General features: G+C 50.4%; 12 protein-coding genes. 11 read left to right on the forward strand and 1 reads right to left on the reverse strand.

Going from position 1 to position 12,916, the window contains the following annotated elements; all coding sequences use genetic code 11:
• Positions 1–61 precede the first annotated feature (61 nt).
• From EDM56_RS08475 to hemL, 7 genes are all read left to right on the forward strand, one after another.
• Positions 62–880, forward strand: coding sequence for a cytochrome C assembly family protein (locus EDM56_RS08475; RefSeq protein WP_122917456.1), 819 nt, complete (start codon positions 62–64; stop codon positions 878–880).
• A gap of 13 nt (positions 881–893) precedes the next feature.
• The gene (locus EDM56_RS08480) at positions 894–1,544 is read left to right on the forward strand and encodes a precorrin-2 dehydrogenase/sirohydrochlorin ferrochelatase family protein (RefSeq protein ID WP_122917457.1); all 651 of its coding nucleotides are present in this window, start codon (positions 894–896) and stop codon (positions 1,542–1,544) included.
• Positions 1,541–2,485: a hydroxymethylbilane synthase gene (hemC, locus tag EDM56_RS08485; RefSeq protein ID WP_122917458.1), complete on the forward strand. Its 945-nt coding sequence runs from the start codon at positions 1,541–1,543 to the stop codon at positions 2,483–2,485. Before EDM56_RS08480 ends, hemC begins: the two co-directional genes overlap by 4 nt.
• Positions 2,482–3,990: a uroporphyrinogen-III C-methyltransferase gene (gene cobA / locus EDM56_RS08490; RefSeq protein WP_122917459.1), complete on the forward strand. Its 1,509-nt coding sequence runs from the start codon at positions 2,482–2,484 to the stop codon at positions 3,988–3,990. Before hemC ends, cobA begins: the two co-directional genes overlap by 4 nt.
• Before the next feature lie 13 nt (positions 3,991–4,003).
• Positions 4,004–4,981, forward strand: coding sequence for a porphobilinogen synthase (gene hemB, locus EDM56_RS08495; protein WP_122917460.1), 978 nt, complete (start codon positions 4,004–4,006; stop codon positions 4,979–4,981).
• Positions 4,982–4,983: 2 nt separating this feature from the next.
• Positions 4,984–6,036, forward strand: a complete 1,053-nt coding sequence (ahbA, locus tag EDM56_RS08500) for a siroheme decarboxylase subunit alpha (RefSeq protein WP_122917461.1) — start codon at positions 4,984–4,986, stop codon at positions 6,034–6,036.
• Positions 6,037–6,138: 102 nt separating this feature from the next.
• Positions 6,139–7,428: a glutamate-1-semialdehyde 2,1-aminomutase gene (gene hemL, locus EDM56_RS08505; RefSeq protein ID WP_122917462.1), complete on the forward strand. Its 1,290-nt coding sequence runs from the start codon at positions 6,139–6,141 to the stop codon at positions 7,426–7,428.
• A 351-nt stretch (positions 7,429–7,779) separates the two neighbouring features.
• Here hemL and EDM56_RS08510 read toward each other — a convergent pair whose 3' ends face one another.
• On the reverse strand, positions 7,780–8,553 hold the full coding sequence (locus tag EDM56_RS08510) for an MBL fold metallo-hydrolase (RefSeq protein ID WP_122917463.1): 774 nt from the start codon (positions 8,551–8,553) through the stop codon (positions 7,780–7,782).
• Positions 8,554–8,705: 152 nt separating this feature from the next.
• On the opposite strand from EDM56_RS08510, the gene EDM56_RS08515 reads away from it, so the two are divergent.
• The 4 genes from EDM56_RS08515 to EDM56_RS08530 all read left to right on the forward strand — a co-directional run bounded on the left by EDM56_RS08515 (position 8,706) and on the right by EDM56_RS08530 (position 12,841).
• Positions 8,706–9,119: an Lrp/AsnC family transcriptional regulator gene (locus tag EDM56_RS08515; protein WP_122917464.1), complete on the forward strand. Its 414-nt coding sequence runs from the start codon at positions 8,706–8,708 to the stop codon at positions 9,117–9,119.
• Positions 9,120–9,191: 72 nt separating this feature from the next.
• Positions 9,192–11,066, forward strand: coding sequence for a bifunctional metallophosphatase/5'-nucleotidase (locus tag EDM56_RS08520; protein ID WP_122917465.1), 1,875 nt, complete (start codon positions 9,192–9,194; stop codon positions 11,064–11,066).
• Between the two features lie 269 nt (positions 11,067–11,335).
• Positions 11,336–12,157 (forward strand): SDR family oxidoreductase, encoded by an 822-nt coding sequence (locus tag EDM56_RS08525; protein ID WP_122917466.1) that lies wholly within the window; start codon positions 11,336–11,338, stop codon positions 12,155–12,157.
• Positions 12,158–12,256: 99 nt separating this feature from the next.
• Positions 12,257–12,841: a TetR/AcrR family transcriptional regulator gene (locus EDM56_RS08530; protein WP_122917467.1), complete on the forward strand. Its 585-nt coding sequence runs from the start codon at positions 12,257–12,259 to the stop codon at positions 12,839–12,841.
• The last annotated feature ends 75 nt before the right edge of the window (positions 12,842–12,916 follow it).

The raw sequence follows: 12,916 nt of genomic DNA on the forward strand, positions 1-12,916 counted from the left end.
GAAACGAGAACGGGCTTACCGTAATGGGTGCCCGTTCTTTATGCGAAAGAGGGGAGAAGAGATGGCAGATGTAAGATGGGTTTATGATGTTACCATCTTTCTCTACGCGGCGAGCGTCCTCTTCTATTTTCATGACTTCTTGCAAAGTAACCGAAAAGTCAACCGACTGGCTTTTGGGTTGCTTGCCGTCGTTTGGTGCTTGCAAACCGTCTTTTTCGTCTCGCAAATGACCGCGAAGTTGTACTTCCCGGTTCTTACTTTGTTTGAGACGCTATTTTTTTATTCATGGGTGCTGGTAACGTTATCCATGGTCATGAATTATTTATTCAGGATTGACTTAATTGTCTTTTTTACCAATGTAATCGGGTTCGTCGTACTTTCGCTTTCCATGTTCGCACAGGAGACGGAGATGATCGAGCAGACCAAGGCTTTGACATCGGAGCTGCTGTTCATCCACATCACCTTGGCGTTGATCAGCTACGCGGCTTTTTCCCTTTCGCTTGTGTTCTCCATCATGTATTTGGTGCAGCACTACATGCTCAAACGGAAGCGCTGGTCTCCGCTGTTCCGGCGCCTGCCGAGCCTCGACAAGCTGGAGCTGTTTTCCGATCGACTCAACATGATCGGCCTGCCCCTCTTGCTGTTGGGCGTGATTCTCGGAGCCATCTGGGGCCACCTCGTCTTGAGCGCACATTTTTGGCTCGATCCAAAAGTAGGAATGTCGACATTGGTTTTGATCGGCTACTCCATCGTCATGTATCAGCGCATTACGGACAAATGGCGAGGAAGCAGGCTGGCGGTTAGCAATCTGGTTGCGTTTTCATTGCTGCTGCTGAACTTCCTGTTTACAGACATATCTGGTTTTCATCGTTGGATGTAGAGGAGTTAGGTGTATGGATTCGTATTTTCCGATCGTAATCGACATACATGAAAAAAAGTGCCTGGTGGTCGGCGGCGGTGAGGTGGCGACGCGCAAAGTCGAGTCGCTTCTGCAGGCAGGTGCGGATGTGACCGTCATCTCGCCAGAAGCGGGTGACGGCATTCGCGAATGGGCACAGGACGGACGCTTGCACTGGCGCAACGAAGCGTTTTCGGAAATCGATGTGACCGAATTTGCTTTCGTCATTGCTGCGACCAACCAGAGCGAGGTCAACCATGCCGTCTATCATGCAGTCCGTCAATCGGGCGGCTGGGTCAACATCGTGGATCGACCGGATCTGTGCAATTTCATTCTTCCGTCGGTTGTAAAAAGAGGCAAGCTGACGATCTCGGTCTCCACGTCGGGTGCAAGCCCGGGGCTAGCACGCAAAATCAAGCAAACGATCGAACAAGAGATTGGTCCGGAATATGAGGAATACGTCGATTTCCTGGCACGGATCCGGCAGCAGGTGCTGGCGGAAGTGGGCAATCACGGACAGCGCAAAAAGATTTTCCGCGAGCTTTTGCAAGACCGTTTCATAGAAGCGTCGGAAGCGGAGCGTTATGCGATGGCCGCTGAATTGGTAAAGAATGTAGCAGAAGAGTATGTAGGGAGGCAATTATGAAAAACTGGAAAGTAGGATCTCGTAAAAGCATGTTGGCCCTGACTCAGACCAATTGGGTCATCGAACAATTGAAGAAGCTGGATGCCGAGTCAACATTCGAAGTCCATGAAATTGTGACCAAAGGGGACGTCATTCTGGATGTGACGCTTTCCAAGGTGGGCGGCAAAGGCTTGTTTGTAAAAGAAATCGAGCAATCGCTCTTTGATAAAGAAACGGATATGGCGGTACACAGCATGAAGGATATGCCATCCGAGCTGCCGGAAGGGCTTGTGATCGGTGCGGTTCCAAAGCGGGTAGATCCGCGTGATGTGTTGATTTCGCTGACAGGAAAAACGCTCGATGAGCTGCCGGAAGGGGCGGTTGTCGGAACGAGCAGCCTGCGCCGCGCTGCACAGCTGTTGAATTATCGCCCTGATTTGCAAATTCGTTCGATTCGCGGAAACATCGACACGCGCCTGCGCAAGCTGAAGGAAGAAGGCTTCGATGCGATTATCCTTGCAGCAGCAGGCCTGGAGCGGGTTAACTGGAATGGTACAATCACGCAATTTTTGCCGGTGGAAATCAGTTTGCCAGCGGTTGGTCAAGGGGCATTGGCGATCGAATGCCGCGCGGACGACACGGAAATGCTGGCTCTACTGAAAAAATTCGATCATCAGCCAACGAAGCTTGCGGTTACTGCGGAGCGCGCATTCTTGCACAAAATGCAAGGGGGCTGCCAGGTACCGATCGGGGCATATGCGACGATTGAAGAAGGAGCCGAAGGCGCGATGCCGCAAATCACCTTGACCGGCATGGTTGGAGCCCCGGATGGCTCCACCTTGATTAAACATACGATTACCGGAACCGATCCTGAGGTACTTGGGGTACAGGTCGCGAATCACCTGCTGGATTTGGGTGCAGGTGAGATTTTGGCCAGCGTATTGGAGGAGAATGCACGATGAGCAAAGGTAAAGTATATCTGGTTGGCGCAGGCCCGGGGGATCCCAAACTGATTACCGTCCGCGGATTGGAAACGATCAAAATTGCGGACTGCATCGTTTATGACCGGCTTGCCAGCCCGAGACTGCTTACCCATGCCAAGCCTGGTGTGGAACTGATTTATTGCGGGAAGCTACCTGACCGCCACACATTGACACAAGAGGAAATCAATCAGGTTCTGGTGGATAAAGCATTGGAAGGCAAAATCGTCACACGGCTCAAGGGCGGGGACCCGTCGATTTTCGGCCGTGTGGGCGAAGAAGCGGAAGAGCTGGTGAAACATGAGATTCCGTTTGAGATCGTTCCGGGGATTACATCAGGGATCGCAGCGCCAGCGTACGCAGGCATCCCGGTGACGCACCGTGATTTCAATTCCTCATTGGCCATTGTAACGGGTCATGAGCGCCCGGATAAGACGGTTTCCAGTGTGAACTGGGAAAAGCTAGCGACCGCTGTCGGGACCCTCATCTTTTATATGGGCGTGGGGAACCTTCCCTTTATCCGTGAGCAACTGATCAAACACGGCCGTTCGCCGCAAACACCGGTGGCTTTGGTGCGCTGGGGCACGACGATCGACCAGGAAACGCTGGTTGGCACACTGGAAGACATCGTGGAGAAACGCGAAGCAGCAGGGCTTTCCAACCCATCTATCATCATCGTCGGGGAAGTGGTGGAGCTCCGTGAAAAGCTGCAATGGTTCGAGAAAAAGCCGCTGTTTGGCAAACGCATTCTGGTCACACGTGCACGCAGTCAGGCAAGCGAACTGTCCGAGCAAATTGCCGAGCTGGGTGGAGAGCCGTTTGAATTTCCGCTGGTTAAGATGGTTTCGCCAGAAGACAGCAAGCCGCTTGACGATGCGATCCAACAGCTGGGCAGCTTTGACTGGGTCATGTTCACGAGCGCGAACGGGGTCGCATTTTTCTTTAAACGACTGCGTGAGCTCAGCGTAGATATTCGGACAATGCGTGCCAAGATTGCCGCAGTCGGTCCGAAAACAGCGGCTGAGCTGGAGGAAAAAGGGTTAACCGTGGAAGTATTGCCCGGGGAATTTCGCGCGGAAGGCTTGCTCGATACGCTGCAAGGCCAGCTGAAGGCTGGGGAACGTGTCCTTTTGCCGCGTGCAGACATCGCGCGGGAGACGTTGCCGAAAACGCTTCGTGAGCTTGGCCTCGACGTGACGGAAGCAGACACCTATGATACGCTTATAGATGCGGAAAATATTGCCGAGACGCTTGAATTGCTTCAAGAAGGCGCGATCCATATCATCACATTCACAAGCTCGTCTACGGTGAAAAATTTTGTTCAAGCCATGCAAGGGCATGACCTGACCCAGCTGCTGTCCGGTGTGAAAATCGCTTGCATTGGACCGATTACGGCCGATACGGCCCGCAGCTTGGGACTGGCTGTTGATTGGGTGGCGACAGATTATACGATTCAAGGCCTGCTTGACGTGATCAAGCAAGGGTAAGGAGGAGAAACACGTGGCACTTTCATTCGATCGTCATCGCCGTCTTCGCACAAGTCCGGCGATGCGCAATCTGGTCCGTGAATTTCATGTTCGCAAAGAAGATCTGATTTATCCGCTGTTCATTGTGGAAGGAACGGGTGTGAAAAACGAGATTTCCTCGATGCCGGGCGTTTATCAATTTTCGCTCGACCGTTTGAATGAAGAGTTGGAGGAAATCGTAGCGATCGGGATTCAGTCGGTCCTGATGTTCGGTATCCCGGATGAAAAAGACGCTTGCGGCTCGCAAGGTTATGCAGAGGATGGAATCGTACAAAAAGCGATTCGCCAAATCAAGGAAACGCATCCTCAGCTGGTCGTCGTTGCCGATACATGCTTGTGTGAGTACACCGACCACGGCCACTGTGGGGTGATCCATAATCACGATGTAGACAATGATGAGTCGCTGGAACTGCTGGCGAAAACGGCTGTATCGCAAGCGAGAGCAGGTGCAGACATCATCGCTCCGTCGAACATGATGGACGGTTTCGTGATTGCTATTCGCCAAGCGTTGGACGAAGCAGGCTTCAAGAATATCCCAATCATGTCCTATGCGGTAAAATACGCTTCCGCTTACTACGGCCCGTTCCGTGAGGCGGCAGAATCCACGCCGCAGTTTGGCGATCGCAAAACCTATCAGATGGACCCGGCCAATGCGCGCGAAGGAGTGCGCGAAGCCGCTTCCGATATCGCCGAAGGCGCGGATTTTCTGATCGTTAAGCCGGGCCTTGCTTACATGGACATGGTGCACCGCTTGCGTGAGAAGTTCGAAGTGCCGATGGTTGTGTACAATGTGAGTGCCGAATACTCCATGGTGAAAGCTGCCGCATTGAACGGCTGGATCGATGAAGAACGGATTGTCATGGAAACGATGGTTGGCTTCAAACGCGCAGGTGCGGATTTGATCATTACCTACCACGCAAAAGATGTTGCCAAATGGCTGGGAGGGAACTAACGATGTCAGTTGATTTGTTGGATGCAGTCGATAAAGAGATTTTGGATTTCGTGCAAAAGGAAATTCCACTCGTAGCAGAGCCGTTCAAAGTGCTGGCGGAAAAAGTGGGTATTTCCGAGGAAGAATTTATAGAGCGTCTGAACAAGATGAAAGGCGAGTCGATCCGCCAAATTTCCGCGATCTGTGACACCAAGGCATTGGGGTACAAATCCAGCTTGGTTGCTGCCCGCATCGCGCCAGATAAGCTCGATGAAATGGCGAAAGTATTCAACCAACATCCGGGCATTACGCACAACTACAAGCGGAACCATGATTTCAACCTGTGGTTCACCATCGCAGTTCCGCCTAACAGCCGTTTTGGTCTGGAAAAAACCGTTGAGATTCTCGGCGAAATGGCAAATGTGGAGTCGATCCGCATTTTGCCGACGCTGAAGCTATACAAAATCGGCGTTCAGCTCGACGTGAAAAAAGAGAGCGAGGCAAATGCCAAAGCAGCGCCTACCTATACCGAAGAGATGCGCCAAGCGGCGATGAATATGGAATTGACCGACAATGACATCAAGGCGATTCTGGAGCTGCAAAAAGACCTGGAGATCACGTCCCGTCCGTTCGATGTGCTGGCTGCCAATGCCAACATGACGACTGATGAACTGCTTGGTCATGCGCACAAGCTGGTCGAACGCGGTCAAATGCGCCGTTTCTCCGCTGTATTGAACCACCGCAAAGCAGGCTTCCGTGCAAACGGCATGGGCGTATGGAACGTACCGGAAGAGCAAGCGAACGAAATCGGCTTGAAAATGGGTTCATTCCGCGCTGTCAGCCACTGCTACCTGCGCCCGACCTATCCAGACTGGAAATACAACATTTTCACGATGGTTCACGGCCGCGACATGGAAGAGTGCGAATCGATCCTGCAAGCGATCGAAGACGAAACCGGCATTACGGATCGGATCACGCTGTACTCCACAAAAGAATACAAAAAGACGCGCGTTTCGTACTTCACACCGGAAATTTATGAGTGGGAAGAGGAAGTAGCGCAACGTCTCGGGCTGTAAGAGCAGCGCCCGGCGTTTACTGATTTCATAGCTGACAGCGCTTGTTGACGAGATCCACAGACAAGCGCTGTTCGCACATCACAATACTTGAGGTGAATCTAAATGCATCGCGGTTACGAACAATCCATTCAAGCATTTGCAGAAGCCAAGCAATATATCCCAGGCGGGGTCAACAGCCCTGTGCGTGCATTCAAAAGCGTAGGCGGCAATCCAGTCTACATCGCCAAGGGAGAAGGGGCCCGCATCACAGACGTGGACGGAAATACATACTTGGATTACATCGGTTCCTGGGGACCATTGATTTTGGGTCACTCCCATCCGAACGTCTTGAAAGCGATTTTGGATACGGCTGTGCTCGGTACGAGCTTCGGCGCACCGACGGAGCGCGAAACCGAGATGGCAAAGCTCGTATGTGACATCGTTCCTTCCGTGGAGATCGTCCGCATGGTCAACTCCGGTACAGAAGCGACGATGAGCGCACTGCGCCTTGCACGCGGCTACACCAAACGCGATAAAATCATGAAATTCGAAGGCTGTTATCACGGCCATGCAGACAGCTTGCTGATCAAGGCGGGCTCGGGCGTGGCGACTCTCGGTCTGCCGGACAGCCCGGGCGTTCCTAGCTCGACTGCCGTCAACACGATTACAGTTCCGTACAATGATTTGGAGAGCGTTCGCCTCGCATTTGAAACGTTTGGCCATGAGCTGGCAGCGGTTATCGTCGAGCCGATCGCGGGCAATATGGGCGTCGTGCCACCACAGCCTGGCTTCCTGGAAGGGTTGCGTGAAATCACCCGCCAATACGGCACCGTCTTCATCATCGATGAAGTGATGACCGGTTTCCGCGTCGCACGCGGTGGTGCGCAAGATTTGTACAAAATTGATCCGGACCTGACCACGATGGGCAAAGTCATCGGTGGCGGCTTGCCGGTTGGCGCATACGGCGGTAAACGCGAGATCATGGAACAAATGGCACCGGCAGGGCCAATTTACCAGGCGGGTACGCTGTCCGGCAATCCGCTCGCGATGGCAGCAGGTATCGCGACATTGAATGAACTCGGCAAACCGGGCGTTTATGAACAACTCGAAGCACGTTCCGCCCGACTGGCTGAAGGACTGGTAGACAGCGCACGCAAAGTCGGCTTGCCATACACAATGAATCGCGTCGGTTCGATGGTCTGCTTGTTCTTTACCGAAACACCTGTCATCAACTACGAGACGGCGAAAACGTCCGACCTGGAGCGCTTCAAAAAATACTTCCATTATTTGCTTGAAGAAGGCGTAATGCTCCCGCCATCGCAGTTTGAAGGCATGTTTGTTTCCACAGTGCACACCGAGGACGACATTGAGTTTACGATTGAAGCCGCGCACCGTGCGATGAAACGTCTGTAATCGAATAGAGCATTAGAAAATTTGGCTGTGCCAAGCCTTTGGCGCAGTCTTAGTTGCCCTTATACTGGATAAGAATTGTTATAAATTCTTATCTGTATAAAAATAGAAAGGCATCCCGTTCCACTGTGAGAAGTGGAGCGGGATGCCTTTTTTTATCGTATAAGAATTTATAAGTGCTCGCGCTTATAAATTCTGGAGTGGAGGACGGAGTACCTCAGCATCACTTCCAGCATCGGCTTCGGTAAAAACTTCCATAGATCGAAGGACCTGCTTCTCGAAAGGCTTCTGAAAGAAGTTTTTCTTATAAGAGTCATGGTACACCTAGTTTTCTTGTAGGACAGGCTGTCTCGCTTAGTCCAGTTTGGAATCGGTATGGACATAGTCTTCGCCATCTGCCAAAATGACCGCTTGTTTTCCTAGGCCTTCCACCTCAAGCGCTTCTGCTAGCTGTGAGCGCGTTAGAAAACAATGGTTCCACACTTCTAAATGAACAGGCAGGACGGTTGCTTGCGGCGCATGTCGGCACACCTCCACGACATCGGCTGCAGTCATGGTTATCGGATCTCCCACCAAAAACTGGGCTGCGCCCGAATTGACCGCTACGACTGCAGGCGTGTGCGCGGCAAGCGCGTCAGCAACTTCCTCGCACCAAATCGTATCGCCAGCGACATAGAGTGTCGGTTCGTCCTGTGCGGCGAGCACAAATCCCGAAACCGGTCCCATTTTGGCGCCGATTTCACCAGTGCCATGTTGGCCGCCTGTACGGGTCAAGCGAATCGATTCCCACGTAAGCTCGCGATCGACGGGAATGACCTGTGTGAAGCCGTGGCCCCGCAGCACATTCTGGTCCTCCGGCTGGCAAAACAATGGCAGCCCTTTTGGCAATTGAGCGATAGCCGCCTGGTCCAAATGATCACCGTGCAGATGTGTGACAATGATACCGTCGAGCTTTTCAAGGAGCGGAGCGATCGCAAACGGCAATGAGACGCGCGGATTGTTGACTGCATTAGCGGTATTCACCACAGGTGGCATCGCGCCTTGCTCGCTGAGCATCGGATCGAGCAGCAATGTGCGCCCCTTGTATTCGATCAGGAGGGTAGCATGGCGAATCAATTGAATTTTCATGGCATATCTTCCTTTCATTTGTTATCGTGGGTAATAGCTGGTTTACTGATAAAACAAGGTGCTTCTTCTATATAAAGTGTAGCAAATGTGGCCGTTTCGGCGCGAAACGAGATGGCCGCTTGCATTTTCACCGTGAAAGGAATTGAACACGCATGCTTGATGCAACTGATTTGGAAATCATCCGCTTGCTGCAATCGAACGCGCGCCTGCAATGGAAGGAGATCGGCGAACAGGTCCACATGACAGGGCAAGCTGTAGCTCAGCGCATCCAAAAATTAACCGAACAAGGGATCATCGAGGGCTTCACGCTTAAGCTTAATGAGGAAAAGCTGGGAGGGCCGCTGCTCGCCTTCATCACCATGTTCATGGTGGCAGGCGCCCATCAGGAATTTCAGCAGTATCTGAAGGAGAACGCGGCAATTGTCGAAGCGCACCGCATCAGTGGCGATGGCTGCTATTGGCTTCGTGCGAGAGTAGGAACACAACAGGAGTTGAACGTCTTGTTGGATGAGCTTTTGCAATACGGAAACTATCGATTGCAGCTGTCGATTTCAAAAATTGACTAACAATTTGTCCAAAATTTGCTATACTTAACAAATAAGCAATCATTGATTTCATAAAGAGAGGGGACTCATTCATTGAAACGTTCAAGTCGTCTTTTCGTATCATTGGCATCCGGCTTTTTGGCGACCGCCATGCTGGCAAGCTCCGCATTCGCAGCACCGCTCACGCCTGTTAACCATACAGACTGGATGAGCAAAAAACAATGGATCACGCCCGATAAGGCTGGAAATTTGTTTCTGGAACGTCAATTGACCGTTGCGGAGGCTGCTACATTGTTCGCGAGAGTAAAAGGTGCGCATGTGAAACCGGTTACAGGTAGCACACACTGGGCAGCGCCATACCTTGCTTGGGCAGAGTCCCAGAAAGCATTGGCTGCAGCGGATGCGAAAAACCCGAACCAGGCGATTTCCTCGGCGAAACTGGTTTCTCTTGGAAAAGCATTCGGCTATGACCTGAAGCTGGCTGAGTCTGCTTCCGTAAAACGCGGCGATTTCTTCAATGCATTGGGTGACGCGTTGACTACGCATTACACCATTGCCCATACGAACGATGTGCACGGCCATATCGATGAAAATACAAGCGGCAAAGAGTTTGGCTATGCCAAAATCGCAACGCTGCTGAAAGAATGGCGCGCTGAGAACGAGAACTTCATGCAGTTTGACGCAGGTGACACGTTCCAGGGGACTGTTTTTGTGAACCAGTTTAAAGGCGAATCCGTCGTGCCGATCTTGAATGCACTCGGCTACAATGTAATGGCTTCCGGTAACCATGAATTCGATTTCGGCTATGAGCAGCTGCTCAAACTGCGTGACATGCTGAAATATCCAGTGATGTCTGCGAACGTCTTCAAAGCGGACGGGACCAATCTGTTGGTGCCAACATTTGAAGCGACGGTTGGCGGCAAAAAATTCGCATTCGTTGGTTTGGTTGCGGAAGATACGCCGATTTTGACTCACCCAGACAACGTAAAAGGCCTCACATTCAAAAATCCGGTTGAAGTGGCGAAAGAAGTCGTGCCGAAGCTGAAAAAAGAAGCGGACCACGTTATCGTTGTTTCCCACGTGGGCATCGATGTAGACCGGGAAATCGCCAAAAACGTGCCAGGCATCGACCTGATCGTAGGCGGCCATTCCCACACTGCACTGAAAGCGCCTGAGCTGGTAAACGGTACATATATCGTGCAAGACTGGGAGTATGGCAAATCGCTCGGACGAGCTGACCTCTACTATTATGGTAACGAACTGGTTGCGTTCAGCGGCGGTCTGAAAGAATACGATCCAAACGTCAAAGCGGATCCTGAGATCGATGCGCTCGTAAAAGATGTTGTGAAGAAAGTAGACGATGCGATGAACGTCGTGATCGCTAAAGCAGCGGTTGACCTAGACGGCGAGCGCACGCTGGTTCGTACGCGAGAAACCAACATCGGTAACTACATCGCAGACAAAATGTTGGAGCGCACCAAATCGATCGCAGGCCACGAAGCAGACGTTGCCTTGACCAATGCGGGCGGCATCCGCGTCCAATTGAAAGCCGGCGACATCACGAAAAAAGATTTGTATTCTTTGCTGCCATTCCCGAACACATTGGTCGTCGTTGAAGTAACAGGTGCTGAACTGAAGCAAGCGCTGGAAAGCGGAGTGAGTCAAGTGGAGCAAGGCGCTGGACGCTTCCCGCAAATTAGTGGTATGTCTTTCACGTATGACAAAACCCAACCTGCCGGCCAACGCGTCGTGGAAGTGCTCGTGGGCGGCAAGCCAATCGACGAGAAGAAAACCTATAAAGTCGCGACGAACGACTTCATCGCAGTCGGAGGAGACGGCTACGAAACAATGAACAAACCGTCGTTCAATACCGGTCTGACTTTGTACAGCGTAATAGAAGAAGCGATCCTCAAAGAGAAAACAATCAGCCCGAAAGTAGAGAATCGCATTGTCGAAGTGAAGAAATAAGTAAGCTGTCGCAAGAGTAGCACATTGGAAATAAACCACACACGATCAGTGTGGTTTATTTCTTTTTTTCACCTGAGAATTACCCCATCCCTCGGTTTAAAGTTCCAATTGACAGTTGGTTAATTCTACATCATAATTAGAATGAACGTTCGATCTAAAAGAACTACTTCTTGGTTGGAACATCAGATGAAACTATATCATTTATAGAATGAACGTTCAATCTAATGGAATTTGCATGATTTAGACAATTTAAACTGGAGGTTTTTCGTATGAGAAAAACAGTATTTATCACAGGAACAAGTTCAGGATTGGGTAAAGTAACGGCGATTCGTTTTGCTCAAATGGGCTGGAACGTAGCGGCCACCATGCGTACGCCTGAGAAAGAAACGGAACTTACGGCATATGACAACATTAAAATATTCAAACTGGACGTCACAAAAGTGGAGCAAGTTCAAACTGCAGTGGATCAAGCCATAGCGGCATTCGGGAAGATTGACATCGTCGTTAATAATGCTGGTATGGGCACTTACGGTCCATTGGAATTAGCTGAAGAGGACGCGATCGATTGGCAATTCGCCGTTAATACTCGGGGACCAATCAATGTCATTCGTAAATTTGTACCACATTTCAGAGCCAATGGCGGTGGCATGTTTATCAATATCAGCTCCTTCATGGGGATCACGACAGCGGTTCCGCTTGGATCACTTTACAACATGTCCAAGTTTGCTTTGGAAGGGTTGACGGAAGGTCTGTATTACGAATTGAAGCCGTTCAATATCGAGCTTAGATTGATCGAGCAGGGCGGCTCTACAGGAAATAAGTTTAAGGAAAGTATTACGTGGAACAGAGATGAAAACATTACAGATTACGATGATCTGATGACGAAAGTGCAAAATGTAATGAATACCGCGGAAAACAGCGGCGTTTTGGATGACCCACAGGTTATCGTTGATGCCATTACCGCTCTGGCAACGGGAGAAAGCAAGAAATTCCGTACCGTCATCGGAGCAGCAGGCAACGAACTGATGGCTCTTAGAAACTCCATGCCAATCGAAGAATATTTGGAGACAATGGTTAAGAACTATATGTAACGGCCTCTGAAGTTGACAAATACATTATTCGATGCCTAAAATTAGAATGAACATTCGTTTTATAAGCGGATTATCATTTTTTATTGGAGGCAAGCAACGGTGTTCGATAACTATCATAAAGTCCAGAAAGCGGTTCTGGAGACCACATTGTCCCTCATTATCGAGAAGGAGCTCCAGGCGACTTCCATGTCTTTGATTGCCAAAGAATCAGGTGTTTCAACAGGAAACATCTATCACTATTTCGATAGCAAAGAATCGATTATTAATGAACTTTACAAAGCGATCGTAACGTTTAATGGAGAAAAAGTTCTGGAAGGCTTTTACTCCGATGAACCCATACGAGTCCGCATAGAACGCGCTTGGGAGAATTTGATTCGACTGTCTCTTGAATATCCTCAAGGATTTCGATTTATTGAACAATATTCTTTCTCTCCGTACATTTACGACGACGTCAAAAAAGAGGCGTATGAAGGTGGCTGGTGCGGTCCTTTGGAAAAGCTGTATGCGCAGGCGATTCAGGAGAAGCTGTTCATTGAAATGGATCCGTCGCTTATGGCTCAAATGCATTACGGTTCTTTCGTATACGTAGTAAAAGCATATATGCATGGCAAGGTTACTCTTTCGGACGAAGAAATCAAACGTCTGATCGAAGCCACATGGAATAGCGTCAGTGCTCGCAATTAAAAATCCGTTAAACGGATTATGACATCTCACACAATAAATCAGAGGCAGTCTAGGACTTTATTTTCCAGTCCAAGA

The sequence above is a fragment of the Brevibacillus fluminis genome, assembly GCF_003710825.1.
Lineage (GTDB): Bacteria > Bacillota > Bacilli > Brevibacillales > Brevibacillaceae > Brevibacillus_D > Brevibacillus_D fluminis.

Bases quoted from the DNA above. Each gene is read 5' to 3' on its own strand.
- EDM56_RS08475 (WP_122917456.1), top strand. From the start codon at position 62: ATGGCAGATGTAAGATGGGTTTATGATGTTACCATCTTTCTCTACGCG.
- EDM56_RS08480 (WP_122917457.1), top strand. From the start codon at position 894: ATGGATTCGTATTTTCCGATCGTAATCGACATACATGAAAAAAAGTGC.
- hemC (WP_122917458.1), top strand. From the start codon at position 1,541: ATGAAAAACTGGAAAGTAGGATCTCGTAAAAGCATGTTGGCCCTGACT.
- cobA (WP_122917459.1), top strand. From the start codon at position 2,482: ATGAGCAAAGGTAAAGTATATCTGGTTGGCGCAGGCCCGGGGGATCCC.
- ahbA (WP_122917461.1), top strand. From the start codon at position 4,984: ATGTCAGTTGATTTGTTGGATGCAGTCGATAAAGAGATTTTGGATTTC.
- hemL (WP_122917462.1), top strand. From the start codon at position 6,139: ATGCATCGCGGTTACGAACAATCCATTCAAGCATTTGCAGAAGCCAAG.
- EDM56_RS08510 (WP_122917463.1), bottom strand. From the start codon at position 8,553: ATGAAAATTCAATTGATTCGCCATGCTACCCTCCTGATCGAATACAAG.
- EDM56_RS08515 (WP_122917464.1), top strand. From the start codon at position 8,706: ATGCTTGATGCAACTGATTTGGAAATCATCCGCTTGCTGCAATCGAAC.
- EDM56_RS08525 (WP_122917466.1), top strand. From the start codon at position 11,336: ATGAGAAAAACAGTATTTATCACAGGAACAAGTTCAGGATTGGGTAAA.